Below are 26,586 nucleotides of genomic sequence, written 5' to 3' on the forward strand. Positions count from 1 at the left end.
ATGCGCGTCACGCACGTCCAGCTCGCAGACTTCCGCTCGTACGGGAGCCTTGATCTCGCGATCGGTCCCGGCGTCACGACCTTCGTCGGCCGGAACGGTCAGGGGAAGACCAACCTCGTCGAGGCGGTGCGGTACCTCTCGACGTTGTCGTCGCATCGGGTCGCGGCCGACGCTCCTCTTCTGAGGTTCGGATCCGAGCGCTCCGTCATCGGCGCACGGATCGAGAAGAACGGTCGCGCCCTGTCGATGGAGGTGACGCTCAACTCGGGGAAGCAGAACACCGCGCGCCTCAACCGTGGCCAGATCCGGCCGCGCGAGCTGCTCGGTGTGCTGCGGACGGTCGTCTTCGCTCCCGAGGACCTCATGCTCGTCAAGGGCGATCCGGCGGGACGGCGACAGCTCATGGACGAGCTCGTCGTCTCGCTCCAGCCCGCGCTCGCCGGAGACCTCGCCGACTACGACCGGGTGCTCAAGCAGCGCGGCTCGATGCTCAAGACCGCGAAGAATGCGCGGGGCGACCTCACGATGCTCGACATCTGGGATGAGAAGCTCGCGCAGCTGGGCGCCCGAATCATCCATGCCCGACGCCGGGCGGTCGCCGCGCTCGCACCGCATGTCGCCGAGGCCTATGCGGACGTCGCGCCGGAAGGCGGCCTCTGCGAGCTCACCTACTCCACCTCGCTCGACTCGCCTGCGCATCGCGACGCGGACCCGGTGATCCCCTTCCCTGCCGACGCGACGGTCGCCGAGATCGAGTCTCGGCTGCTCGACAGGCTCCGCACCCTCCGTTCGCAGGAGATCGAGCGGGGCGTGAACCTCGCGGGACCGCACCGCGACGACCTGGACATCACGTTGGGCGGCATGCCGGCGAAGGGGTACGCGAGCCACGGCGAGAGCTGGTCGTGCGCGCTCGCGCTTCGGCTCGGCACCTACACGTTGCTGACGGCCGACGGCGGACCCGACGACGACCCGGACGGTGAGCCCGTGCTCATCCTCGACGATGTTTTCGCCGAGCTCGACTCCGGCCGCCGCGCGGCACTCGCGCGCCGACTCACCGACGCGCGCCAGGTCCTCATCACGGCCGCCGTCGCCGAGGACGTGCCGGCCGAGCTCGCCGCGCACCCCGCGGGAGCCGCGACGGTTCTCGTCTCGCGGGACGAGTCGGGACTGACGACGGCCGTGGCGGATGCAGGCGGTGCCGGATGACGGACGAGGGAGAGCTGCCGCCGGTCCCGGCGGATGAGGAAGGTGTGCCTCTGCGCTCCGCGCAGGACATCGCGCGCGAGGCGATGCAGCGCGCGCGGGACTCCGCTCGTCAACGGGGCGCGCGGTTGGGCAGCCCCCGGGCGGCCCGACGCGATCGGAACGAGAAGCGGGACCGCACCGAGCGTGATGCTCTCCCCTATGGCGTCGGCCGCGATCCCCAACCGATGTCGGACGCGGTGCAGTCGCTCATGCGCAGGATGGGGTGGGCCGAGCAGATCGAGGTGACCTCTGTCACCGCCCGATGGCGTGAGGTGGTGGGCGAGCAGATCGCCGACAGGTGCGAGCCTCTCGAGTTCGAGGACGGCACCCTCACGGTCAAGGCATCGTCGACCGCGTGGGCGACCCAGCTGACCCTCATGAAGGGGCAGCTCATCCACCGGCTCAACGAGGAGCTCGGACGGGACCTGGTCAAGGAGCTCAGGGTGCTCGGGCCCACGGCGCGCACCTGGAGCAAGGGGCCGCGCAAGGTGAGAGGGCGCGGGCCGCGCGACACCTACGGGTGATCGCGCCCGCCGGTCGCGCCGCGCAAGGTCGACGAGGGCCTGTGAACGCCTTGACACGCCGCTCGTGAGGTGCACGCTTCTCGCACGCCGAAAAGGTGTTCGCCCCAGGAGTCGTGAATATGGCCTCAATAGGCCCAGAACGGCCCACAGAGCCACTAGAATGATCCAGGATAAGACGCGAGCCATCTCCGGCCGCGTCGGGGGCTTGAAAGGCGATCCACGTGGCTGAAGACGACGTCAAGCCGGGCACGCCCGACTACGGCGCGAGCAACATCACCGTCCTCGAGGGTCTCGAGGCCGTCCGCAAACGTCCGGGCATGTACATCGGCTCGACGGGAGAGCGCGGCCTCCACCACCTCGTCTACGAGGTCGTGGACAACTCGGTCGACGAGGCGCTCGCCGGCTACTGCGACACGATCACCGTGACGCTCCTCGCCGACGGAGGCGTGCGGGTCACCGACAACGGCCGAGGCATCCCCGTCGACATCCATCCGACCGAGGGCAAGCCCACCGTCGAGGTCGTCATGACGATCCTGCACGCCGGCGGAAAGTTCGGCGGTGGCGGTTACGCGGTCTCAGGTGGTCTGCACGGAGTCGGCATCTCGGTCGTCAACGCGCTGTCCAGCCGCGTCGAGACCGAGGTGAGGCGTCAAGGTCACGTCTGGCGCCAGGAGTTCGCAGAAGGCGGGAAGCCGCAGGGAACCCTCGTCATGGGAGAGTCGACTGACGAGACCGGCACGCAGCAGACCTTCTGGGCCGACCCCGCCATCTTCGAGACCACGGTCTACGACTACGAGACGCTCCGCGCCCGCTTCCAGCAGATGGCCTTCCTCAACAAGGGCCTCACGATCATCCTCACCGACGAGCGCCCCGAGCACGTCGTCGCCGAGGACTCCGAGGTCGCCGACGATGAGCCGGAGCCCACCTCGCGCACCGTCACGTACCGCTACGACGGCGGACTCGTCGACTACGTCGCGCACCTCAACTCGACCAAGAAGGCCGAGGAGGTGCACCCCGAGATCATCAGCCTCGAGGCCGAGGACACTGAGAAGAAGATCTCGCTCGAGATGGCGATGCAGTGGACCACCGCCTACTCGGAGTCGGTCTTCACCTACGCCAACACCATCTCCACCACCGAGGGCGGTACTCACGAGGAAGGGTTCCGTGCGGCGCTCACCGGTCTCATCAACCGCTACGCCCGGGACAAGAACCTCCTCAAGGAGAAGGACGACAACCTGACGGGTGACGACGTCCGTGAGGGTCTGACCGCCGTCATCTCGGTCAAGCTCGGGGAGCCGCAGTTCGAAGGCCAGACGAAGACGAAGCTGGGCAACACCGAGGCGAAGACGTTCGTGCAGCGCATCGTCGGCGAGCAGCTGACCGACTGGCTCGACGCCCACCCGAACGAGGCCAGGGAGATCGTCCGCAAGTCGATCCAGGCGTCTGCCGCGCGCATGGCCGCGCGCAAGGCGCGCGAGGCGACGCGACGGAAGGGACTCCTCGAGTCAGGCGGCATGCCGGGCAAGCTCCGTGACTGCTCCTCCAAGGACCCCTCGATCTCCGAGATCTTCCTCGTCGAGGGAGACTCCGCGGGCGGCTCCGCGGTGCGCGGCCGCAACCCGGCGACCCAGGCGATCCTGCCACTGCGAGGCAAGGTCCTCAACGTGGAGCGCGCACGGCTCGACAAGGCGCTCGCCAACGCGGAGATCCAGGCGCTGTTCACCGCCTTCGGCTCCGGCATCGGCGACGAGTTCGACATCGAGAAGTCCAGGTACCACAAGATCGTGCTGATGGCCGATGCCGACGTCGACGGCCAGCACATCCGCACCCTCCTGCTGACCGTGCTCTTCCGCTACATGCGTCCCCTCATCGAGGCCGGCTACGTGTATCTGGCGCAGCCTCCGCTGTACAAGCTCAAGTGGTCGAACCACGAGCACGAGTACGCGTTCACGGACCGCGAGCGTGACGCGATGCTTCAGCTCGGACGCGATGCCGGATGGAAGATGCCCAAGGACAACGGCATCCAGCGCTACAAGGGTCTGGGCGAGATGGACTACTCGGAGCTGTGGGAGACCACCATGGATCCCGAGACCCGCACCCTTCTTCAGGTCACCATGGATGACGCGGCCCTCGCTGACGAGACGTTCTCGATCCTCATGGGTGAGGACGTCGAGGCCCGCCGCAGCTTCATCCAGCGCAACGCGAAGGACGTGAGGTTCCTTGACATCTGAGGTCCACAACCACGGCAGGATCGACAGGGTCGACCTGAATGTGGAGATGCAGCAGTCCTACCTGGACTACGCCATGTCCGTCATCGTCGGACGCGCCCTGCCGGACGTCCGCGATGGCATGAAGCCAGTCCACCGCCGTGTCGTCTACGCGATGTACGACGGCGGCTACCGGCCCGATCGCTCGTTCTCCAAGTGCACGCGCATCATCGGCGAGGTGATGGGTAACTATCACCCGCACGGTGACAGCGCGGTCTACGACACCCTCGTGCGCATGGTGCAGGACTGGTCGCTGCGCTACCCGCTCGCCGACGGTCAGGGCAACTTCGGTTCTCCGGGCAACGACCCTGCCGCGGCTCACCGATACACCGAGTCGCGCATGGCGCCTATCGCCATGGAGATGGTCCGGGACATCGACGAGGACACCGTCGACTTCCAGGACAACTACGACGGCAAGACGCAGGAGCCATCGGTGCTCCCGTCGCGCTTCCCCAACCTGCTTGTCAACGGCTCCGCGGGCATCGCGGTGGGCATGGCGACGAACATCCCGCCGCACAACCTGCGCGAGGTCGCCGCCGGCGTCCAGTGGTCGCTCGATCACCCTGAGGCCACCCGCGAGGAGCTGCAGGAGGCGCTGATCGAGCGCATCCAGGGACCTGACTTCCCGACCCATGCCATGATCCTGGGCCGCAGGGGAATCGAGGAGGCGTACCGCACCGGTCGTGGCTCGATCACGATGCGCGCCGTCGTCAACGTCGAGGAGCTCCAGGGACGCCAGTGCCTCGTGGTCACCGAGCTCCCGTACCAGGTGAACCCTGACAACCTGGCACTGAAGATCGCCGAGCTCGTCAAGGACGGCAAGCTCACAGGCATCGCCGACATCCGCGACGAGACCTCGGGGCGCACCGGCCAGCGCCTGGTGATCGTGCTCAAGCGCGACGCCGTCGCGAAGGTCGTGCTCAACAACCTCTACAAGCACACGCAGCTGCAGGAGACCTTCGGCGCGAACATGGTCGCGCTCGTCGACGGCGTGCCCCGCACCCTGAGCATCGACCAGTTCGTCAAGCACTGGATCTCGCATCAGATCGAGGTCATCCAGCGTCGCACCGCGTACCGCCTCGCCAAGGCCGAACGCGAAGCCCACATCCTGCGCGGATACGTCAAGGCCCTCGACATGCTCGACGAGGTCATCGCCCTCATCCGCCGCTCTCCCTCTGCCGACGAGGCGCGCACGGGGCTGATGGAGCTGCTCGACGTCGACGAGATTCAGGCGAACGCGATCCTGAACCTCCAGCTGCGTCGCCTCGCAGCACTCGAGCGCCAGCGCATCGAGGCCGAGTATGCCGAGCTGATGAGCAAGATCGAGGACTACAGGTCGATCCTCGGCTCCGAGCTGCGTCAGCGCACGATCATCTCCGAGGAGCTCACGGAGATCGTGCGCAAGTACGGAGACGAACGTCGCACCGAGATCTCGCCGTTCGATGGGTCCGTCGATGTGGAGGACCTGATCGCCGAGGAGGAGATCGTCGTCACGATCACCCGCGGCGGCTACGCGAAGAGGACGCGCTCGGATCAGTACCGTGCCCAGAAGCGAGGCGGCAAGGGAGTGCGAGGCGCCTCGCTCCGTTCGGATGACACCGTCAGCCACTTCTTCGTCACGACGACGCACCACTGGCTGCTGTTCTTCACGAACCTCGGTCGCGTCTACCGTGCGAAGGCCTACGACCTTCCGGAGGGCGGACGCGACTCGAAGGGTCAGCACGTCGCGAACCTGCTCGCCTTCCAGCCTGGCGAGGAGATCGCCCAGGTGATGGAGCTGCGCACCTACGAGGACAAGCCGTACCTGGTGCTCGCCACCAAGCGTGGCCTCGTGAAGAAGACCGAGCTCGCCTCGTACGACTCCAACCGCAGCGGCGGTCTCATCGCGATCAACCTGCGTGACGTCGAGGGCGATGACGGCGAGGTCCGTCCGGACGAACTGGTCGCCGCGAGGCTCGTGGCGCCCGAGGACGACCTGATGCTCGTCAGCCGCAAGGGCCAGTCGGTCCGCTTCCATGCGACGGACGAGGAGCTCCGCCCGATGGGCCGCGCCACCTCCGGCGTGAAGGGCATGTCGTTCCGCGGGGACGACGAGCTGCTCGCCCTGGACGTCATCGACGCGTCGGTGCCCGATGCCGAGGAGCTCGGCGTGACCGACGCGTCCGATGAGGACGCCGCTGCGGTGGCAGCCGACGCGGGAGGCCCGTTCTCCTTCGTGGTCACCGAGCACGGCTTCGCCAAGCGCACCGCCGTGTCCGCATGGACGCCGAAGCACCGCGGCGGGCTCGGCGTGAAGGTCGCGAAGCTCACGGACGAGCGCGGCGACCTGGTGGGCGCCATGCTCGTGGACGAGACCGACGAGGTCCTCGTCATCATGGAGTCCGGCAAGGTCATGCGCTCCCGTGTGGACGAGGTGCCCGCCAAGGGCAAGGACACGATGGGCGTCACCTTCGCCAAGCCCGGCAAGAAGGACCGCATCATCGGCATCGCTCGGAACGTCGAGCGCAATCTCGCGGAGGACGAGGACGAGGCGGATGCCGAGTCAGGAGAGGGCGAGACGCCCGCTGCCGACAGCGCGGAGTAGTCGGTGACCACGCCCGAGCGGTTCCAGGTCGACCTCGGTGGGGTCGTGGATCTGCTCGGGCGGTCGCTGTACTCCAGCCCTCGCGTCTATCTGCGAGAGCTGATCCAGAACGCGGCCGACGCGGTGGGCGCCCGAGCAGAGCGTGAGCCTGGCTTCTCCGGCACGGTCAGGATCGTGCCGGCCGATGTGGGCGACCGCGTCCTCTCGGTCACCGACGACGGCATCGGCCTCACGGCGCGCGAGGCCCGCGAGCTGCTCGCGACGGTGGGACGCACCTCGAAGCGCGATCTGCTCGACCTTCCCCGCAGCGATCGGCTCGGCAGGTTCGGCGTCGGACTCCTCAGCGCGTTCATGATCGCCGACGAGGTCGAGGTACGGTCCCGATCGCTCGTCGATGCTGCGCCTTGCGTCTGGGTCGGACGCTCCGACGGGACCTTCACGGTGCGTGAGCTCGAGGGACCCGAGGCGGACCAGGTCCCCGTGGGATCCACCGTGCTCGTCCGTCCGCGCGGCGACGACCGTACGCTGGCCGAGACGCCCGTCGTGCTGACCGCTGCCGGCCGGTTCGCCGAGCACCTGCCGGTACCCGTCCGCGTCGTCCTCTCCGACGGGTCCGAGGAGCAGGTCACGGTGCGAGCGGGGTTCCTGGGCGATGTCGAGGAGCGGCTCGCCTATGGCCACGAGCTGGTCGGGCAGGCACCGCTCGCCGCGATTCCGATCGACGTGCCGGAGACCGGCACACGTGGCACCGCCTATGTGCTCCCGTTCACTCCCGCGCCGGGCGCCACCGTCGCCGTGAAGGCGCACCTGGGAGGGATGCTCGTCGGCACTCACGTGGATGGGCTTCTTCCCGACTGGGCCTTCTTCACGGCGCTCGCCGTCGACTCGACCGGACTCACGCCCACCGCCGCGCGTGAGGCGCTGGTCGACGACGACGCCCTCGTCCTCACGCGCGAGGCGATCGGACACACGCTACGTGGCTGGGTGGAGGGTCTCGCCGTCTCCGATCCGATGCTGCTGCGCGTGTTCGCGGCGGTTCACGGCCTCGCGCTCCGGAGGCTCGCCCTGGCGGATCCCGAGCTTGCGCACGTGGTGATCCCCCACCTGGTGGTGCCGACCACCGCAGGCGACGTGCGGCTAGGCGACCTGATCGCCGAGGGGACCGTCCGGTATGCCGCCACGGTCGATGAGTTCAGGCAGGCGGGGCCGCTCGCGCGGGGCGTGCTGGTCAATGCGGGCCACACCTACGACGAGGCGATGATGAGGCTCCTCGCATCCCTCGGCCTCGCGCGCGTCGAGCGCGTGGACGTCATCGAACTGGTCGACGCCCTCAGGCCTGCACCTCCGGAGGATGCCGAGGCTGCCGCCACGCTCGCGCGTCGTGCCACCGCAGCCCTCGACGACCGCGAGGGGGTGTCGGTGGACGTGCGCCTCGTGCCCGAAGGCACACTCCCCGCCATCTTCGTCCAGGACGCGTCCATGCTTCGCGCGGCCGATCGTCGGCGGGCGCGCGACGACGGTGACGCGCTGTGGGCCAGGGTGCTCGACGCCGTGGAGGACGCGGAGCGTCGCGATGGTGCCGGATCACCTCAGGCGCGGCTCGTTCTCGACTGGTCGAACCCCACGGTGAAGGCGCTTGCGCGGCTTCAGGACGAGTCGGTGCTGACACGCGCGGTGGGGCTGCTGCTGGTCACCGCGCTTCTCGCAGGGCATCATCCTGTAGAGGGGCGCGACCGCGCCCAGCTCACCGACGCGCTCGGCGAGCTCGTGGCGCTGAGCGTGGGCCTCGCCGGATTCGGCGAGATGAGACCGGAGGATTTCGCATGACGGACGAGAAGGAGTGGTCCGAGGACGACTCCGAGCACCGTCTTGAGAACAAGACCATCCCTCCGCGCGCTTCCGCAGCGATCCAGGCGGCCAAGGCCGCCGCGGCGGCGACCGGTGCTCGAGTGTCGGAGACCCGCAAGGCCAAGCGCGAGCGATGACCGCCGCTCATGCGCTCGCGCTCGTGCGACGCGCCGACGCCACGTGGAACCCCGAGGCGCAGGCCGAGCTGCTCGATTCGGCGATCCGGCTGGCCCGTGAGGCCGACGATCCGGAGCTCGAGTACGCGGCACGGATGCGGGCGGTGCCTGCAGCGGCGTTGCGCTTCGCTGTGGGCGACGCCCTCACCCATGTCGCCTGGTGCGTGAGCCGGCACGACTCGGAGAACGCCAGGTTCCCTCGCCGTCTGCCGGGTACCGAAGACCTGCTGTACCTGGAGGACTGGTGCCTCCGGCAGATCTGCCTGTCCGACGCCGTCGGTCCTGGCGACCTTGAGACGCTGATCGATGCCCACGAGCGCAGGCTCGGTCCCGGCTCGGGCGACCACTCGGTCGCGGTGCTCCGCGCGCTCCACGCGTGGGCCTGCGGAGATCTCGTCGCGGCCACCGAAGCGGTGCGGCGGGCGCTCGCCCTTCCGGGGGATGCCATGACTCACTGCACCCGCTGCACGCGCGACATCGCAGCCCAGATCTTCGAAGCGGCCGGCGACCATGCGTCCGTGGTCACCGTGTGCGACGACTACCTCACCGATCCGTGCACCGATCTGGATCAGCCTGCGTCGGCGCTGTCCAGAGGCCTGTTCGCGTGGCACACGTCGGGGCGGGGTGATGAGGCGGAGTCCGCCTACCGGAAGGCCGCTGGCGAGGCCGCGCCACGCGAGACGACCCCGGAGGTGCTCGGCAGGCTCGCACGGTTCGCCCTGGCCGCGGGCCGGGACGACGACGCGCTCGCGCACGTGGAGGCGGCTCTCCCCTGGGTCTTCGGCCCGTCGATCGCCACGCATCTCAGGCTCGGCGCGCTGCGAGAGCTGTCCGCCGCGCTGACCGGGCTCGACCTGCGAGGGCTCGGGGGCCGCGAGCTGCGCGCGGCGCGAGATCCACGGACGTCACCACTCCTGCCCGCCCGGACCGAGGGATGGACCGTCTCGTCGGCCCGTCCCGCGCTTGTCAGGGAGGCGCGAGAGCTCGCTGCGCGATTCGACGCCCGTGCAGGCACGATGTTCCACGTGGAACAACTGGAGAGGCTCCTCGCCGAGACGAGCTGAGCGGGCGGGCAACGCCACGCGGTCGAGGTCACATCACGAGAGCCGCGCGGACGTTGGACCGCAAGTGGTCACCGGATGCTGTCAGACAGTTGTAACGTTTCGACGAGGGTCCCTGCACGCGCCCGCCGTGCGCGAGGACCGATCCTGCAACGGTGAAGGAGCATCCATGACAGACGTCGCTGACCTCACGCTCGAGGAGAAGGCCCGGATCGTGTTCGGGGCCGACTTCTGGACGACGATGGGGATCCCCGACAAGGGCGTTGAGTCGGCGATGCTGACCGACGGCCCGCACGGCCTGCGCAAGCAGGTCGCCGGCAACGACCACCTGGGCATCAACGAGTCGGTGCCGGCGACGGCCTTCCCGACCGCGGCCGCCACGGGATCCTCGTGGAACCCCGCCCTGCTGTCCCGCATGGGCGCCGCGCTCGCACGCGAGTGCCGTGTCGAGGACGTCGACGTGCTGCTCGGCCCTGGCGTGAACATGAAGCGCTCCCCGCTCGGCGGCCGCAACTTCGAGTACTTCGCTGAGGACCCGCTGCTGGCAGGCGAGCTCGGCGCAGCGTGGATCAACGGCATCCAGGCCCTGGGCGTCGGTGCGTCGGTCAAGCACTTCGCCGTCAACAACCAGGAGACCGACCGCATGCGCGTGAGCGCCGAGGTGGACGACCGCACTCTGCGTGAGATCTACCTCCCTGCGTTCGAGCGCGTGGTCAAGAAGTCGCAGCCGGCCACCGTGATGTGCTCGTACAACCGCATCAACGGCGTGCGCGCCTCGGAGAACCACTGGCTTCTCACCGAGGTGCTGCGCGAGGAGTGGGGCTACGAGGGCTACGTCGTCTCCGACTGGGGCGCGACCTGGAACCCCGTGCGCGCCCTCCAGGCGGGCCTCGACCTCACCATGCCGAGCACCGGAGAGGCCGGACCTGCGACCGTCGTCGCCGCGGTGAAGGACGGCAGCCTCGACGAGGCCGTGCTCGACCAGGCGGTGCAGCGCATCCTCGACGTCCACGACCGCCTCCGCGCCGACCGCACCACCGAGGTCGAGTTCGATGTCGACGCCCACCACGAGCTCGCACGTGAGGTGGCCGCCGACTCGGCCGTGCTGCTGCAGAACGAGGGCGGCCTGCTCCCCCTTCCGCAGGAGGGCGGCACGCTCGCGGTGCTCGGCCCGTTCGCCACGGCACCCCGCTATCAGGGCGCGGGATCCTCACACGTGGTCCCCACCCGGCTCGACGAGCCGCTCGCCGCGATCGCCGAGACCACCGGCCGCGACGTCGTCCACGCGCCGGCCTTCAGGCTCGACGGTGAGGCCGACGCGGACCTGCTCGCCGTCGCTGTCGACGCCGCGCGATCGGCGGACACCGTGGTGCTCATGCTCGGGCTCCCCGACGCTGTCGAGTCAGAGGGCTGGGACCGCGAGCACATGGACCTCCCGGCGGTGCAGCTCGAGGTGCTGGCCGCTGTCGCGGCCGTCAATCCCCGCGTGGTGGTCGTGCTCGAGCACGGCGCCGTCGTCTCCCTCGAGGACGTGGTGGGCAAGGCCCCCGCGATCCTCGACATGTGGCTCGCCGGCCAGGCCGGCGGTTCGGCGCTCGCTCAGATCCTGTTCGGGCTCGCCGAGCCTGGAGGCCGACTGGCCGAGACGGTCCCGTGGAAGCTGGCGCACACGCCCGCTCACGTGAACTGGCCCGGCGGCGACAAGGTGGTGCGCCACGGCGAGCGGATCTACATCGGCTACCGCTGGTACGACGCGACCGACCGGGACGTCGCGTTCCCGTTCGGACATGGGCTCTCGTACACCTCGTTCGAGCACGTCCTCGAGGGAGTGGATCTCCCTGATGCCGGCGTCGCGGCCGCCACCGTGCGCGTCCGTGTGATCAACACTGGTGAGCGCCAGGGCACGGACGTCGTCCAGATCTATGTGGGCGATCCGGTCGCCGCCGTGGATCGTCCCGTCCGAGAGCTGCGTGCCTTCGCGAAGGTGTCGCTCGCCCCTGGCGAGTCGACCGTCGTCGCGCTGGAGCTCGACGATCGTGCCTTCGCCTACTGGGGCGCCGACGGCTGGATCGTCGAGCCCGGCGAGTACACGATCGAGGTCGGCCGCTCGTCGCGCGACATCGTCGCGACGGCCACCCTCACGCTCGATGTGCCGCCGCTCGTGCCGACGCTCGACATCGACTCGAACCTCGGCGACTGGGCCGCGCACCCCGTCGGCGCCAAGGTCCTCGAGGACTTCGGGGCGAAGTCACGCGAGTCCGGACCGTCCCTCATGGATGACCCCGAGATGGCGGGCATGATGCTGCAGATGCCCATGATCAAGGTCGCTGACTTCGTGGCGCCCGGCCACGGTCACGAGACGGTCGAGGGCATGCTCGCGGAGCTGTCCTCGCGCTCGTGATCCACACGCGCTGAACGCGACGAGGGCCCCGGGGAAGATCCCCGGGGCCCCCGTGCGTGAGGCCGGCGCGAAGCGCCGTGCGCCTCCTAGATGAACAGCGTCGTGCCCGACTCCTGGGCCTCGCCCAGGAAGGTGGCGACACCCGCGAGCTCCACACCCTCGATGAGGTCGGACTGGGCCATCCCCAGCAGATCCATCGTCATGGTGCAGCCGAGCAGGCGAGCCCCGCCGTCCTGCGCGTTCTTGATGAGCTCGGGAAGCGACTGGACGTCGTGCTGCTTCATGACGTTCTTGATCATCGCGGTGCCCGCGCCCGCCATGTGCATCTGCGACAGCGTCAGCTTCTCCGCACCCTTGGGCATCATGGCGCCGAACATCTTGTCCATGACGCTCTTGTCGCGCTTGGGCGGGTCGGTCCTGCGCAGCGCGTTGAGGCCCCAGAAGGTGAAGAACAGCGACACCTCCTGGCCCATCGCGATCGCGCCGTTGGCGATGATGAACGCGGCGAGCTGCTTGTCCAGGTCCCCGGAGAAGACCACCATGGACAGCTTGTTGCCGCCCGCTCCCCCGCCGGACTGCACGGGCGCCACGCCGCCCTTGCGGAACGTGGCGACGAAGCCGGGACCCTTCGGGTCCATCGACACGAGCGTGTGGCCGTTCTTGGACGCCCACGCGGGGCCGTCGAGCGCGAAGCCCGGGTCGGACACGGTGACGCGGATCTCGTCACCGGCGTTCGCGGCCTTCATCGCGCCGGCGAGGCGCATGATCGGTCCGGGGCAGGCGAGGCCGGTGCAGTCGAGGTCGCTGATCTGGCCGGTGGCGGCGGCGACGGCCGACGCGACGGACACCTTCTCCGCGTAGTTCTCCATGGGCGGCTGCGCCTCGTAGCCCTCGGCAGGGTTGTCGTGGACGTGGCCGTAGGTGGTGGAGCCGCCGGACAGCGTCTTCACATCGGTGAAGCCGTTCTGGATCAGGATGCGGTGCGCCAGGTAGGAGCGGAAGCCGACGGCGCAGTAGACGCGGATCGGCTGGTCCTTGTCGGTCCAGGTCTTGACGGCCTCGCGGAAGTCGGCGAGCGGGACGTTCTCCGCTCCCGGCAGGTGGTGTATGCCGTACTCCTCGGGGGTGCGGACGTCGACCAGGCGGGTGCCGTCGGCCAGGGGCCACTCCTCGGCGTACCAGAGGTCGAAGTCGCCCCGGATGGTGTTGGCGGCGACGAAGCCCGCCATGTTCACCGGGTCCTTGGCGGAACCGAACGGCGGCGCGTAGGCGAGCTCCTGCTCCTCGAGGTCGAACACCGTGAGGCCCGCACGGATCGCCATCGCGAACACGTCGATGCGCTTGTCCACGCCGTCGAAGCCGCAGACCTGCGCGCCGTAGATCGTGCCGTCCTTCGGCGAGAACAGCAGCTTGATGTGCATCATGGCGGTGCCGGGGTAGTAGCCGGCGTGGCCCGACGGGTGCACGTGGATGACGCGGTACTCGATGCCGGCGGCGTCGAGCTGACGCTTGGTGGCGCCGGTGCCGCCTGCGACCATGTCGAACACCTTGACGATCGAGGTGCCCTGGGTGGACTTGTACTCGGTGTCGCGGCCGCAGATGTTCTCCGCCGCGACGCGCGCCTGCCTGTTGGCGGGTCCCGCGAGGGGGGCGAGGTGCTCGCCCGGCAGCACGGGGTGCGGGGTCTCGACGGCGTCGCCTGCGGCGTAGACGTCGGGGTCGGACGTCTGCATGTGGGTGTCGACCTTGATGCCGCCGCGCTCGCCGAGCTCGATCCCCGCGTCCTTCACCAGCTGCACCGCGGGCTTCACCCCGGCCGCGAGGATCACGAGGTCGGCCTTGAGCGTGGTGCCGGAGTTGAGCTCGACGTTGACGCGATTGTCACCGTCGGAGTCAGCGAGCGGCTGGAAGGCGGCCGCGGCGGTCGACAGGTGCACGTTGATGCCGCGCATCCGCAGGTGACGCTCCACCGGGGCGGCGATGTCGGCGTCGACCGGCGGAAGGATCTGGGGGGCGAGCTCGACCACGTCGACGCGCACCCCGCGGTGGTGCAGGTTCTCCGCCATCTCGAGGCCGATGTAGCCGGCGCCGACGACGACGGCCGAGACGGTTCCGCGCTTGCCCGCCTTCTGCGCGGCGATCGCCGAGTCGAGCCGGGTCTTGATCTTGTCCATGTCGCCGATGCGGCGCAGGACCTCGACTGCGGGGTGGTCGATGCCGGGCAGCGGCGGGCGGACGGCGTCCGCGCCCATGCACAGCGCGAGCTTGTCGTACGACTCGGTGTACTCCTTGCCGGTGTCGACCTCCTTGACGGAGACGGTCTTCGCCTTGCGGTCGATCGAGACGACCTCGGTGGCGATGCGGACGTCGATGTTGAGCGACTCGCGAAGGCTCTCGGGCGTCTGCAGCAGGAGGCGCGAGCGCTCCTGGATGACCTCGCCTACGTGGTACGGAAGACCGCAGTTGGCGAAGGAGACGTGGTGGCCGCGTTCGAAGACGACGATCTCGGCGTCCTCGTCCAGGCGGCGGGCGCGTGCGGCGGTGGATGCTCCGGCGGCGACGCCACCGACAACGACCAGTTTCATGGTTCATACCTCCCGGGGTATTTGTCCTGCAACGAGGCTAAGGCATGCCCCCTAGGGCATACATGGGCCCTTGGTCACCACACCTCCGGGACGGCAGCGGCGCCTCGTTCCCAGCATGCCCCGCCAGGGCGGCGACCGCAGGTCGAGAGCGGCCCCGCGGGCGCCTCGCTAGGAGGGACTTCCTTCGCAGGGGCCCGGTCCGGACGCTTTAATTTGAATAACTAAAAATTGGTATGTAGGCTTGCACGCATGACGACAGACGCGAGAGAGATGCTGGCCTCCGCCGGCCTGCGCATCACCGCGCCGCGCGTCACCGTCATCGACGCGCTCGCCGACCACCCGCACGCCGCTGCAGACGCGGTCTTCGCGAAGGTCAGCGAGACGCTCCCCCGCACGTCGCTCCAGGCGGTCTACAACGTCCTGGGCGACCTCACGGCGCGAGGGCTCGCGCGCAGGATCGAGCCCGCAGGCTCGCCCGCGCTCTACGAGCTCCGCGTCGGCGACAACCACCACCACCTGGTCTGCCACGTGTGCGGGACCGTCGTCGACGTCGACTGCGTGACCGGACACGCACCCTGCCTCACACCCAGCGACGACCACGGCTTCGCGATCGCCGAGGCCGAGGTCACCTTCTGGGGCGTGTGCACCGCCTGCCGCGAGGCAGCCGTCGACACCGCCCCTGCCCAGTAGCACGGTCCCCATCCCCACGAAGGAGGTCCGCCAGCCATGACGGACAAGTTCACCACCACCAACGCCGGGGCGCCCGTCGCCTCCGACCAGCACTCGCTGACGATCGGCAACGACGGCCCCACCTCGCTCACCGACCACTACCTGGTCGAGAAGCTCGCGCAGTTCAACCGTGAGCGCGTCCCGGAGCGCGTCGTCCACGCCAAGGGCGGCGGCGCCTACGGCACCTTCACCACGACCAACCCGGAGATCGCCAAGTACACCCGCGCCGCGCTCTTCCAGCCGGGCGTCGAGACCGAGATGCTCGCCCGCTTCTCCACCGTGGCCGGCGAGTCCGGCTCCCCCGACACGTGGCGTGACCCGCGCGGCTTCGCGCTGAAGTTCTACACGACCGAGGGCAACTACGACCTCGTGGGCAACAACACCCCGACCTTCTTCATCAAGGACGGCATCAAGTTCCCCGACTTCATCCGCTCGCAGAAGCGCCTGCCCGGCTCGCACCTGCGCGACAACGACATGCAGTGGGACTTCTGGTCGCTCCAGCCCGAGTCCGCCCACCAGGTCACCTGGCTCATGGGCGAGCGCGGCATCCCCAACTCGTGGCGCGAGATGAACGGCTACGGCTCGCACACCTACCAGTGGATGAACGCCGAGGGCGAGCGCTTCTGGGTGAAGTACCACTTCATCTCCCAGCAGGGCGTGCACGGCATGTCCAACGAGAAGGCGGCCGAGCTCGCCGGCTCCGACGCCGACGTCCACATCCGTGACCTCTACACGCACATCGAGGACGGCGACTTCCCGCGCTGGGACCTCAAGGTGCAGATCATGCCGTACGAGGATGCGAAGACCTACCGCTTCAACCCGTTCGACCTGACCAAGATCTGGCCGCACGCCGACTACCCGCTCGTCGACGTGGGCGTCATGGAGCTCAACCGCAACCCCGCCAACTACTTCGCGGAGATCGAGCAGGCCACGTTCGCGCCGAGCAACTTCGTGCCCGGCATCGGCACCTCGCCCGACAAGATGCTCATGGCGCGCATCTTCAGCTATGCCGACGCTCACCGCTACCGCGTCGGCACGAACCACGCCGACCTGCCCGTGAACCAGCCCAAGAACGCGGATGCGCACGGTCACTCGTACTCCAAGGACGGCGCGATGCGCTACTCGTTCTCGGCACCCGAGACCCCCGTCTACGCACCGAACTCGCTGGGCGGCGCGCACGCCGACGCCGACCGCGCGGGCGAGACCGGCAACTGGGAGGCCGACGGCGCGATGGTGCGCGCCGCCGCGACGCTCCACCCCGAGGACGACGACTTCGGCCAAGCGGGCACGCTCTACCGCGACGTCTTCACCGACGCGCAGAAGGCGGCGTTCCTCGAGACCATCACCGGCCACGTCGGTGCGGTGAAGTCCGACGAGATCCGTGAGCGTGCGATCCAGTACTGGACCCACGTCGACGCCGATCTCGGCGCCTCGCTGCGCGCGAACCTCGCGCCGATCCCCGCGTAAGCGGCGGCGCACAGTCCCCTGACGGCGGCGCGCCACGCGCGTTCCGCCCTCGCGAAGGCCGGACCTCCAGTCCCCGGGAGGTCCGGCCTTCGTCATGCTCAGGTAAAGGACTTCTATGCGCCCTCGGTGCCACATTGCTACGGTGGCTGTCATGTCCCAGGATCAGGAAGAGTTTCCGACCGAGTCCATGACCACCGAGATCGACGCTGCTCACGAGCTGGGCGTCGGGGAGCCAGGCGAATCGGCTCCCGCACCTGCGGAGCCGGCGCCGACCACGCTGCTCGGCCGCATCAACAGCGGCATCACGCCGTGGGTCTTCTACCCCTCCGCACTCATCATCGTCGGCTTCGTCGCCTTCGCGATGGCGCTGCCCGACACGGCGGGCGACTTCTTCCAGGGGGTCAACGACAACATCGTCGGTGCGCTCGGCTGGTACTACATCCTCGCCGTCGCGATCTTCGTCGCGTTCTCGTTCTACATGGGACTGAGCCGTTTCGGGCGAATCCGCCTGGGCAAGGAGTCGGACCGCCCCGAGTTCTCCACCGTCTCGTGGTTCTCGATGCTGTTCGCCGCCGGTATGGGCATCGGCCTCGTGTTCTGGGGAGTCGCCGAGCCCCTCAACCACTTCGCCAACCCCCGCCCCGCCGTCGCCGGGCTGCCCACCGCTGACGTCGCGGAGCAGGCGATCAACCAGTCGTACATGCACTGGGGCATCCACGCGTGGGCGATCTACGCCGTGGTCGGCGCCGCGATCGCCTACACCGTGCACCGCCTGGGCAAGCCGATGTCGATCCGCTGGTCGCTCCAGCCTGTGCTCGGCAACCGGGTCAAGGGCGGGCTCGGTCACGCGATCGACGTGGCCGCCGTCGTCGGCACCCTGTTCGGTGTGGCGACGTCGCTCGGCCTCGGCGTGAGCCAGATCGCGTCCGGCATGGACGCGGTGGACCTCCTGACCGACCCGGGCAACCTCGCCAAGGTCATCATCATCGGCATCATCACGATGATCTCGCTGGCCTCGCTGCTGTCCGGTGTGGGCAAGGGCATCAAGTGGCTGTCCAACGCGAACCTCGTGCTCGCGGGTGGCCTGCTGCTGTTCGTGCTGATCGCCGGCCCCTCGCTGTTCCTGGCCCGCGAGTTCGTGCAGTCCATCGGCACGTACATCCAGGACTTCATCGGCCTGACGTTCGACGTCTCGGCCTACGAGGGTCAGGCGGGCGAGGACTGGCAGGCCGGCTGGACCACGTTCTACTGGGGCTGGTGGATCGCCTGGGCGCCGTTCGTCGGCATCTTCATCGCGCGCATCTCCAAGGGGCGCACCGTGGGCGAGTTCGTGGCCGGCGTGCTCGCCGTGCCCACGATCATCACCTTCATGTGGTTCTCGATCATGGGAGGCACCGCGCTGTACCGCGAGATGAACGGCCCCGGAGGCCTCATCGGCGAGGACGGCTCGGTCGACTCCACCATGTCGCTGTTCTCCATGCTCGCCGACCTTCCAGGCGGGTATCTCATCTCGATCGGCGCCATCATCCTCATCGCGCTGTTCTTCATCACCTCGTCCGACTCCGGATCGCTCGTCGTCTCGATGCTCACGGCCGACGGCACCGACGACCCGCCGCGTTGGGTGCGCGTGTTCTGGGGCGTGACCGAGGGCCTCGTGGCGGCCGCTCTGCTCGTCGCGGGCGGCCTCGGAGCGTTGCAGACCGCGTCGATCATCGCGGCGCTGCCGTTCTCGATCGTCATGCTGCTCATGGTCGTGTCACTGTGGAAGATGTTCCACAAGGAGCATCTGCGCTACGAGTTCGCCGACAGGCAGGAGCTCCTGTCGGAGATCGGCGACCACTACGGCCTCGAGGAGCCGCAGCCGGACCCGCCGCCCGTGGCCAAGCGTCGCCGCCTCCCGCAGTTCCCGGTGCGGAAGAAGGGCGCCAAGGGTGCGCCAGCGTCTCAGGGCGCGGGCACCGCGACGGCGACCGCTGCGGCCGACGAGCCTGTCCAGGAGGGCACCGTAGAGGACAGATGAGGCCGTCCCTGGGGCCCGACGGGGCGATCAGGTAGCCTAGACGCGGCCACGGCAGGCCTCCCCTTCCACGGAACACGCGCTCACGCGCGTGCTGACGTCTGCCCGGTCGACGCCGTGCACCCGTCCCGTTGGAGTCCTCATGAGCACGCCCACGCCCAGCCCGCGCACGTCCACGGGCGTCCCCGAGGTCACCGACCGCTTCGGCATCCCGTGGCGGCCCAGCTCCTGGCGTCGGCCCGAGTGGCTGTCTCCGCGGGTGATGCGCACCGAGCTGCTGTCGGGACTCGTCGTCGCGCTCGCGCTGATCCCTGAGGCGATCTCTTTCTCGATCATCGCTGGCGTCGACCCGCGGGTGGGCCTGTTCGCGTCCTTCACGATGGCGATCGCGATCTCGTTCCTGGGTGGGCGTCCCGCGATGATCTCCGCCGCGACCGCGGCCGTCGCGCTCGTCGTCGCGCCGCTCGCGCGTGAGTACGGCCTCGACTACCTCATCGCCGCCGTGATCCTCGGCGGTATCTTCCAGGTGGTGCTCGCACTTCTGGGCGTGGCGAAGCTCATGCGCTTCATCCCCCGGTCAGTGATGATCGGCTTCGTCAACTCGCTCGCGATCCTCATCTTCATGGCCCAGCTTCCGCACCTCACCGGCGTCACCTGGGTCGTCTACCCGCTCGTGCTCGGCGCCCTTGCGATCATCGCGTTCCTCCCGCGCCTGACGACGGCCGTTCCTGCACCGCTCGTCGCGATCGTGATCCTCACGCTCGTCACCGTCCTCGCAGGCCTCGCGGTGCCGACCGTCGGCGACGAGGGCGCGCTGCCCGAGGGTCTGCCGACGCTGTTCTTCCCGAACGTCCCCTTCACCTTCGAGACGCTTCAGATCATCGCTCCGTTCGCGCTCGGCGTCGCCCTGGTGGGCCTGCTCGAGTCGCTCATGACCGCCAAGCTCGTGGACGACGTGACCGACACCCACTCGGACAAGTCTCGGGAGGCCTGGGGTCAGGGCGCGGCGAACATCATCACGGGCTTCTTCGGCGGCATGGGCGGCTGCGCGATGATCGGCCAGACGATGATCAACGTCAAGGTCGGTCGCGCCCGCACCCGCCTGTCCACCTTCGCGGCGGGAGTCTTCCTGCTGATCCTGATCCTCGCGCTCGGCGACCTCGTGGCGATGATCCCGATGGCGGCGCTCGTCGCCGTCATGATCTTCGTGTCGTGGGCGACCTTCGACTGGCACTCGATCCGCCTGTCGACGCTCAAGCGGATGCCCCGCTCGGAGACGGCGGTCATGCTCGTCACGGTGGCGATCGTCGTCGCCACGCACAACCTCGCGTACGGCGTCGTCGCGGGCGTCGTCCTCGCCTCGGTGCTGTTCGCGCGCCGCGTGGCGCACATCGCGGAGGTCGTCGGCGGCGACGTGGTCGACGGCGTGCGCAGGTACACCGTGACCGGCGAGCTCTTCTTCGCGTCGTCCAACGACCTCTACAGCCAGTTCGACTATGCGGGCGACCCCGACAGCATCGTGATCGACATGACGAACAGCCACGTCTGGGACGCCTCCACCGTCGCTGCGCTCGACTCGATCGAGCACAAGTACGCGACCCACGGCAAGAGCGTGGACATCGTCGGCCTGAACCTCGCCTCGCAGCAGTTCCACGGTCGCATCTCGGGCCACCTGGGCGCCGGACACTAGTCCCCCGATGCGCGGGCGCGCGCTACCCCGGTGCGCGCGCCTCGGTTACCCTAGTGGGCAGGGGTCGCGCAACTTGCCGTCCCAAGAGGAGATTCCATGAACGCGGACGACCGCGCCACGACACAGACGCCGGGCGGCACCTACAAGCCCCAGACGGACTCTGAGACGAAGCCGGCCATGCCGCCCTCGGTGCAGCCCACGACGGGCAGCAACCCGCAGCGCACGTCGCTGCGCTCCGGGCAGATCCCCACGCGACCTGTGACGGGTCAGCCCGCGGCGTCGAGCTCGGCTCCGGCGTCGTCGTTCGCCCCCGCCACCGGCCAGACGCCTGTCGCTCCGCGGTCCGGCACCTACGCTCCGCCGGTCACCGGCTCCACCCCTGTCGCACCGACGACCGGAGCCTCGCCGGTCGCCCCGGCATCCACGTCCCTGCCGTCGCGTTCGGAGGTCCGCTCCACAGGTGCGCAGGAGGGCGAGGAGTCGGGCAAGTCTGACTCAGCCTTCGGCAGGCTCAAGGCTGCTGCCGCCCGCACCAAGGAGGAGGTCGCGTCAGCCGACCCGATCGCCGCATCGGCCAAGAAGGGCGGCCCCCGCAAGGTCCGCGTCCTGGTCTCCCGCATCGACCCGTGGTCGGCCCTGAAGATCGGCTTCCTGCTGTCCATCGCCGCAGGCATCATGCTGGTGGTCGCGGTCTTCGTGCTGTGGTCCGTGCTCAACTCGATGGGCGTGTGGATGCTCATCAACGACTGGATCCTGCGCCTGTTCCCCGAGGACAGCGAGCTCGACCTGCTCCAGTTCTTCGACCGCAACAGGATCATGGCCGCCACCACGCTCATCGCGGTGGTCAACGTGGTGCTGCTCACCGCGCTGTCCACCATCTCGGCGTTCCTGTACAACGTGATCTCGGCGGTCGTCGGCGGCTTCTACGTCACCCTGACTGACGACTGACAGGCAGGAACACCAGGCCTGATGCAGGGCTGCGAGGCCGGTTTGGTTTCGCGCCCAGGCATTTGGTATGGTTTATCGCCGCGGCCAAGCCGCGGAGAACGGGCCCATAGCTCAGGCGGTTAGAGCGCTTCGCTGATAACGAAGAGGTCGGAGGTTCAAGTCCTCCTGGGCCCACGGAAGGCGGCCGGACGGTCGCGCCGGTCGCAGGTCGAGGCGGCGCAGCCGCTCCCTACCGATCCACACGATCCCGTGAGAAACTGGATCACACCCATCACGGGGCCTTGGCGCAATTGGTAGCGCACCTGCTTTGCAAGCAGGGGGTTAGGGGTTCGAGTCCCCTAGGCTCCACTTCATGTCTGCTGCATCGACAAATGGCCGATCAGTCGGAGGCTCTCTACACCAGTTCGAGCCGCTCGGGGCGATGGGCGTTGAGATAGGCGAGTAGCTGAGAGTGGGGCGGTCGGGCTCCGCCGCGAAGAAAGCCGCTGAGGCCTTCAGAATGTGATTCGCTCGGCGCAGCTCGCGGACCTCCTGCTCGAGTTGCGCTATGCGCTCCGCCTCCGCGGTCGTCGCCCCGGCGCGCATGCGGCCATCGATCTCGGCCTGGCGGGCCCAACCGCGCGGCGTCTCGCGATGCATGCCGAGCTGGTCACCCGCGCGCGCGATCGCACCGGTCTTCGTAGCGGGGTCTTGCCGCAGCTCGACAGCCATCCGAGTCGCCCGCTCACGCAGCTCACCTGGGTGTTTCCTGGGTGCTGACATGCCTCTTATCCGCCATGAGCTGAGAGCCTCTACGAAAGTCGGGGCGGTTCACCGAGCCCATCCGAGACGCGTACATCGACCTGCCCGGTCTTGAGCAACTCCACATCTTCGGCTCGTGGACGGCAAGCTTCGATGGTGAGAGAGGCGGTTTCGCGGGCGACGTGTCGAAGAACGACGCGTATGGCATCGTGAACGAGCTCGAGCGCACCATCCGACGTCCCGTGAATCCGACGGTCATGAGCGCCGACCGGTGGGGGAACGGCACTGACGGGTTCGTCACCGACCTCAGGCGCCACCCGCCAGTGGACCTGATCGTCCAGGACGCAGAACCGCTGCCCGCCTGACGCCCCATCTCCGGGCATCGTCTCGGGCGGGCTTCTGGGCACCACTTCCCGTGCTCGCAACTTGGCTTTCCTGGCTGACGGCCAAGGTGCCCGTTTGCCGACCGGCTATCGGACCGCGGTCACGGGCAGCGTGGTCCGATTCCGGTGTCGAGAGCACCTGCCATGTCTGGGGTGTCACACACCTCGCCCGAGATGCCGTCCATCATGAAGTTGAAGACGACGGGGTCGAGCGGCCCTCCCGCAGAAGCCTCGGAGAGGGTCTCCTCTCCCTCCACTCGGTTGGCGTAGTAGTCGTAGATGTACGAGACGTGGAGGTTGCCGACAAGTCCTTCGCGCCTCATCGTGGCGAACAGCGTGTCTTCTACAAGCCCGCCTATAAGATCGTGGGTCTCGGACTCCTGTTCCGCCATCGCTGCGATTTCCGCGCCGTTGTAGTAGTAGTACCGGTATACGTAAAGCGTCCCCCAAGGCCCGGCGTCCTGGCTGATCTCGACCTCGGCGTACCCCTCGCCGTAGGGGTAGTCCGACGCGGCCTCAACGCTCGCCTTCGCGATCTCTCGGTTCGCCTTGACCACCGCCTCCGTCAGGCTGCCGTCGGCGCGATACCCCACTGGCATGTCAGGAGCCCCTGCGATCGCGAGCTCAGCCTCGGTCGCGTCGACACTCGGCGCCGCGGTGGCACTCGGCTCATTGTCCGTCCCGACGACATCAACCGCCGCCGTGTCCCCAGAAGCGCCTCCGCTGGCGCAGCCCGCCAGCAGCAATCCGGCCACGCTTGCAGCCACGATGGTGCGGTTCATCAACCAGTCCCCTCAGATCGACATGGCCACGGTATCGCCCCGCGCGCGGCTGCCGGCACGACAACGCGCGAGGTCGCAGCCAACGACCCACTTCCGGGCCATCCTTCTCGCCCACCCCAGGCCGTTGGGGGGCATCGAGACATCAGCCTTTCGGAGAGGCCGTGGGACGAAGTCGTGGCGGAGATCGGCGCGTGGTCATGGATTGTGGCGCACGACCCGGACTACGGCGGTGCTGCCATTCAGGATGTCCTCAGCGGGGGGACCCGGCAGTCGTGGGCGAGATCAAAGCACGCGCCCGTTGGACGCGTGCGACCACCCTCGACGAAGCGCAGCGCGTGACTTGATATCGACCCGCCATCGGGCCTCACTTCTTCAGGATTGCACCGCAGGCGAACTCACAACTGAGGTTCGCGCGCCGGGGTCGACGCTTCTGGCGTGAGAGGTGCACGGCGCCGCAGCAGCCACCTGACTCCGAGGCCCAGGAGCAGCGCCCAGAAGGCGGAGCCGATCCCCAGGATCGCGACGCCGGATGCGGCCAGCAGGAGCGTGATCGCGGCAGGGACGCGATCGTCGGCGTCGGCCATGGAGCCCGACACGGACGACGCGAACGTCGCCAGGAGCGCGAGCCCTGCGACGGCCTCGAGCAGTCCCGCCGGGGCGGCGTCGACGAGCGCGGTCAGCGAGGCGGCAACGACGGCGATCGCCAGATAGGCCCAGCCTGCCGTCGCGGTGGCGACCCAGCGTCGCTTCGGATCGGGGTGCGACTCCGGTGAGGCGGGGAGCGCGGCGGTGATGGCGGCCAGGTTGATCGCATGGCCACCGAACCCTGCTCCCGCGAGGCTCCCGATCCCGGTGACGATCATGGACGGCTTCCACGGCGTCTCATAGCCGGCCGCGCGGAGCACCGCGACGCCGGGTACGTTCTGTGAGGCCATCGTGACGATGTACAGGGGGATCGCGAGACCAAGCATGGCCCCCCAGGTGAAGGTCGGGGCGGTCAGCTCGAGCGTGGGCGCAGCCACCGGGACCCCACCGTCGCGAGTAGCTGCGACCACCATCATGACGACCGCGACGCCGAACGTGAGGGGCGTCGCCCACCGCGAGGCGACTCTCTGCGTGACGAGCCAGACGACGATCAGCGCACCGACGAGCCACGGCCGGTCGGCGAGCGAGGTGAAGGGTGCGAGGCAGAGCGGGAGAAGCACGCCCGCGAGCATGGCTTGCGCGATGCTCGGCGGGATCAGGCCGATCAGCCGTCCGAGGGGCGTGAGCAGCCCCGTGGCGAGGATGAGAATGCCGACCAGCAGGAAGGCGCCGACGGCGGCAGGCCATCCGCCGTCGACCGCTCCCTGGCTCGCGAGGAGGGCGGCACCTGGCGTGGACCAGGCGAGCGTGAGAGGGGTGCGGTAGCGCCAGCTGAGCCACAGCATGCCGAGCGCCTGCGTGACGCATAGTGCGGCGAGGCCTGAGGCGGCTTGGGCGGGCGTCGCGCCGACGGCGCGCAGGCCCGCGAGCACCACGGCGAACGAGCTCGTGAATCCGACGAGGGCGGTGACGAGGCCCATCGCGATGGTGTGCCGACGTGCATGTTCCATGAACAGAACGATAGTGCGACTGTTCTGTCCACGGAACAGTAGAGTGGCACCATGCTCGATGACGACCTCGCCCCCCGCGTCGGCGCACGGCTGCGGAGCCTCCGAAGCGAGCGCGGCCTCTCGCTCGGAGCCCTTGCCGCCGACGCCGGCATCGGCAAGGGCTCGCTCTCCGAGATCGAACGCGGAGTGCGCAGCCCCAATCTGTCCACCCTCTATGCCCTCGCGAACGCGCTCGATCTTCCGCTCGCATGGCTCCTCGACGAGCAGCCCGGAGCCGAGGTGTCCTCCCCCGGCATCGAGACGCGCCTGCTCGGCACCACAGGATCCGCCGACGACGCCGTCGAGGTCTACACGCTCCGGCTCACTCCCGACGAGGCCCACCGCTCCCCCGCCCACGGTCCCCGCACCGTCGAGCACCTCGTCGTCACTCGAGGCACGGCACGGGTCGGCCGCGAAGGCGAGCAGCGGGAGGTCTCGACCGGCGAGCATCACTCCTGGCTCTCCGACGTGGAGCACACGTACGAGGCGGTCGGCGGGCCGTGCGAGGCCGTGCTCGTCATCCGGCAGACCGGCGGCGCCTGAGCCTGCCTGCCGCGGCCTCCAGCCGCACTCGCGACCGCTTGCGCCCTGCCCTGGCGCGCGGTGCTCCCAGGCATCCGCTCACGCACCACACGCACCGGGGTTCGACCTGGCAGCAGTGCGTGTGGGAGACTGTGCGCGACGAAGGGGAGTAGCTCCCAGCGATCCGCGAGGATCCGAACCCGTGTCGACACACTGGCGCTCCAGCGCCCGGGGCGGGTTCCTGGTCAGACGACCGGGTGAGCGAGACCTTCGGCACGTGCTCAGCGTGCCGAGGCGACCCCGGATCCTCTCGGCACGACCGTTCGAACCCGAGAGGGCTCCTCGTTGTCGATCCTCACTCTGCTGCTCACCGCACTCGGCGTCTCCGCCGACGCCTTCGCCGTCTCCGTAGGCAAGGGCCTCCACCTCCGACGTCTCGTGTGGAAGCCCGCCCTGCAGCTCGCGTTCACCTTCGGCCTCTTCCAAGCGCTGATGCCGGTCATCGGATGGCTGCTCGCCTCCACGTTCGCCGCACAGATGGAGGCCTTCGACCACTGGATCGCGTTCGGCCTGCTCGCCGCGATCGGCGCGAAGATGCTGTGGGAGGCCAGGACGGCCGACGCTGACGACGCGGATGACGTGCCGGATCACGAGATACGTGTCCCGCTCAAGGAGCTCGTCGTGCTGGGCATCGCCACCAGCATCGACGCGTTGGCTGTCGGAATCTCCTTCGCCTTCCTCGACGTCGACATCGTCCTTGCCGTCGTCGTCATCGGAGTGGTGACGTTCGTGGCCTCGCTCGCCGGCTACCGCGTCGGCCACCACGCAGGCAAGCACCTCCGCTCGTGGGCCGAGATCGCCGGCGGCCTGGTCCTCATCGGGATCGGCGTCAAGATCCTCGTGGACCACCTCATGGCGGGCTGACCCCCTCCCCTCAGACAGACGACGGGGCCCCCCCCCCAAACGGCGGGGGGCCCCGGGC

At 68.8% G+C, this 26,586-nt stretch carries 19 protein-coding genes and 2 tRNA genes; 18 read left to right on the plus strand and 3 right to left on the minus strand.

All coding sequences use genetic code 11. The features are described from left to right. The 8 genes from recF (at nucleotide 1) to QQX04_RS12875 (ending at nucleotide 12,106) form a co-directional block, all read left to right on the plus strand. Nucleotides 1–1,206: a DNA replication/repair protein RecF gene (gene recF / locus QQX04_RS12840; RefSeq protein ID WP_301129833.1), complete on the plus strand. Its 1,206-nt coding sequence runs from the start codon at nucleotides 1–3 to the stop codon at nucleotides 1,204–1,206. Continuing rightward, nucleotides 1,203–1,769, plus strand: coding sequence for a DciA family protein (locus QQX04_RS12845; RefSeq protein ID WP_301129835.1), 567 nt, complete (start codon nucleotides 1,203–1,205; stop codon nucleotides 1,767–1,769). Before recF ends, QQX04_RS12845 begins: the two co-directional genes overlap by 4 nt. Before the next feature lie 221 nt (nucleotides 1,770–1,990). Beyond that, entirely contained in the window at nucleotides 1,991–4,000 is a 2,010-nt protein-coding gene (gene gyrB, locus QQX04_RS12850; RefSeq protein ID WP_301129837.1) for a DNA topoisomerase (ATP-hydrolyzing) subunit B, read from the plus strand. Nucleotides 4,001–4,046: 46 nt separating this feature from the next. Further along, entirely contained in the window at nucleotides 4,047–6,620 is a 2,574-nt protein-coding gene (gene gyrA / locus QQX04_RS12855; RefSeq protein ID WP_436968483.1) for a DNA gyrase subunit A, read from the plus strand. Nucleotides 6,621–6,623: 3 nt separating this feature from the next. Further along, nucleotides 6,624–8,447 (plus strand): HSP90 family protein, encoded by a 1,824-nt coding sequence (locus QQX04_RS12860; RefSeq protein WP_301129840.1) that lies wholly within the window; start codon nucleotides 6,624–6,626, stop codon nucleotides 8,445–8,447. Continuing rightward, nucleotides 8,444–8,605: a hypothetical protein gene (locus tag QQX04_RS12865; protein WP_301129841.1), complete on the plus strand. Its 162-nt coding sequence runs from the start codon at nucleotides 8,444–8,446 to the stop codon at nucleotides 8,603–8,605. Before QQX04_RS12860 ends, QQX04_RS12865 begins: the two co-directional genes overlap by 4 nt. Continuing rightward, on the plus strand, nucleotides 8,602–9,708 hold the full coding sequence (locus QQX04_RS12870; RefSeq protein ID WP_301129843.1) for a hypothetical protein: 1,107 nt from the start codon (nucleotides 8,602–8,604) through the stop codon (nucleotides 9,706–9,708). The genes QQX04_RS12865 and QQX04_RS12870 overlap by 4 nt, the downstream gene beginning before the upstream one ends. Nucleotides 9,709–9,874: 166 nt before the next feature. Next, on the plus strand, nucleotides 9,875–12,106 hold the full coding sequence (locus tag QQX04_RS12875) for a beta-glucosidase family protein (RefSeq protein ID WP_301129848.1): 2,232 nt from the start codon (nucleotides 9,875–9,877) through the stop codon (nucleotides 12,104–12,106). A gap of 86 nt (nucleotides 12,107–12,192) precedes the next feature. Here the strand turns inward: QQX04_RS12875 and QQX04_RS12880 are convergent, their stop codons facing one another. Continuing rightward, complete coding sequence (locus tag QQX04_RS12880; protein ID WP_301129849.1) at nucleotides 12,193–14,691, minus strand: FAD-dependent oxidoreductase; 2,499 nt, start codon at nucleotides 14,689–14,691, stop codon at nucleotides 12,193–12,195. Between the two features lie 249 nt (nucleotides 14,692–14,940). Between QQX04_RS12880 and QQX04_RS12885 the strand changes: the two genes are divergently transcribed. The 8 genes from QQX04_RS12885 (at nucleotide 14,941) to QQX04_RS12920 (ending at nucleotide 22,648) form a co-directional block, all read left to right on the plus strand. Beyond that, nucleotides 14,941–15,381, plus strand: coding sequence for a Fur family transcriptional regulator (locus tag QQX04_RS12885; protein ID WP_301129851.1), 441 nt, complete (start codon nucleotides 14,941–14,943; stop codon nucleotides 15,379–15,381). Nucleotides 15,382–15,417: 36 nt separating this feature from the next. Then, entirely contained in the window at nucleotides 15,418–16,887 is a 1,470-nt protein-coding gene (locus tag QQX04_RS12890) for a catalase (RefSeq protein WP_301129853.1), read from the plus strand. Nucleotides 16,888–17,038: 151 nt separating this feature from the next. Continuing rightward, the gene (locus tag QQX04_RS12895; RefSeq protein ID WP_301129855.1) at nucleotides 17,039–18,907 is read left to right on the plus strand and encodes a BCCT family transporter; all 1,869 of its coding nucleotides are present in this window, start codon (nucleotides 17,039–17,041) and stop codon (nucleotides 18,905–18,907) included. A 139-nt stretch (nucleotides 18,908–19,046) separates the two neighbouring features. Further along, on the plus strand, nucleotides 19,047–20,594 hold the full coding sequence (locus QQX04_RS12900) for a SulP family inorganic anion transporter (RefSeq protein WP_301129856.1): 1,548 nt from the start codon (nucleotides 19,047–19,049) through the stop codon (nucleotides 20,592–20,594). A gap of 96 nt (nucleotides 20,595–20,690) precedes the next feature. Then, a complete protein-coding gene (locus QQX04_RS12905) occupies nucleotides 20,691–21,542 on the plus strand; it encodes a DUF3566 domain-containing protein (RefSeq protein ID WP_301129858.1) in 852 nt (283 codons plus the stop codon). Nucleotides 21,543–21,642: 100 nt separating this feature from the next. Next, nucleotides 21,643–21,716, plus strand: a tRNA-Ile gene (locus QQX04_RS12910). A 101-nt stretch (nucleotides 21,717–21,817) separates the two neighbouring features. Then, nucleotides 21,818–21,890, plus strand: a tRNA-Ala gene (locus QQX04_RS12915). Between the two features lie 575 nt (nucleotides 21,891–22,465). Further along, on the plus strand, nucleotides 22,466–22,648 hold the full coding sequence (locus QQX04_RS12920) for a hypothetical protein (protein WP_301129859.1): 183 nt from the start codon (nucleotides 22,466–22,468) through the stop codon (nucleotides 22,646–22,648). A 119-nt stretch (nucleotides 22,649–22,767) separates the two neighbouring features. On the opposite strand, the gene QQX04_RS12925 is transcribed toward QQX04_RS12920, so the two are convergent. Both QQX04_RS12925 and QQX04_RS12930 read right to left on the minus strand, forming a co-directional pair. Further along, nucleotides 22,768–23,448 carry a hypothetical protein gene (locus tag QQX04_RS12925; protein ID WP_301129861.1) on the minus strand — a complete coding sequence of 227 codons (681 nt, stop codon included), beginning with the start codon at nucleotides 23,446–23,448 and terminating at the stop codon, nucleotides 22,768–22,770. 395 nt (nucleotides 23,449–23,843) lie between these two features. Then, the gene (locus tag QQX04_RS12930) at nucleotides 23,844–25,043 is read right to left on the minus strand and encodes a benzoate/H(+) symporter BenE family transporter (protein WP_301129863.1); all 1,200 of its coding nucleotides are present in this window, start codon (nucleotides 25,041–25,043) and stop codon (nucleotides 23,844–23,846) included. Between the two features lie 51 nt (nucleotides 25,044–25,094). Here QQX04_RS12930 and QQX04_RS12935 point away from each other — a divergent pair, with 51 nt between their 5' ends. Further along, on the plus strand, nucleotides 25,095–25,625 hold the full coding sequence (locus QQX04_RS12935; protein WP_301129865.1) for a helix-turn-helix domain-containing protein: 531 nt from the start codon (nucleotides 25,095–25,097) through the stop codon (nucleotides 25,623–25,625). A 324-nt stretch (nucleotides 25,626–25,949) separates the two neighbouring features. Further along, nucleotides 25,950–26,528: a manganese efflux pump MntP gene (locus QQX04_RS12940; RefSeq protein WP_301129867.1), complete on the plus strand. Its 579-nt coding sequence runs from the start codon at nucleotides 25,950–25,952 to the stop codon at nucleotides 26,526–26,528. Nucleotides 26,529–26,586: the final 58 nt, after the last annotated feature.

It is taken from the genome of Demequina zhanjiangensis, from assembly GCF_030418315.1.
GTDB classification, from domain to species: Bacteria; Actinomycetota; Actinomycetes; order Actinomycetales; family Demequinaceae; genus Demequina; species Demequina zhanjiangensis.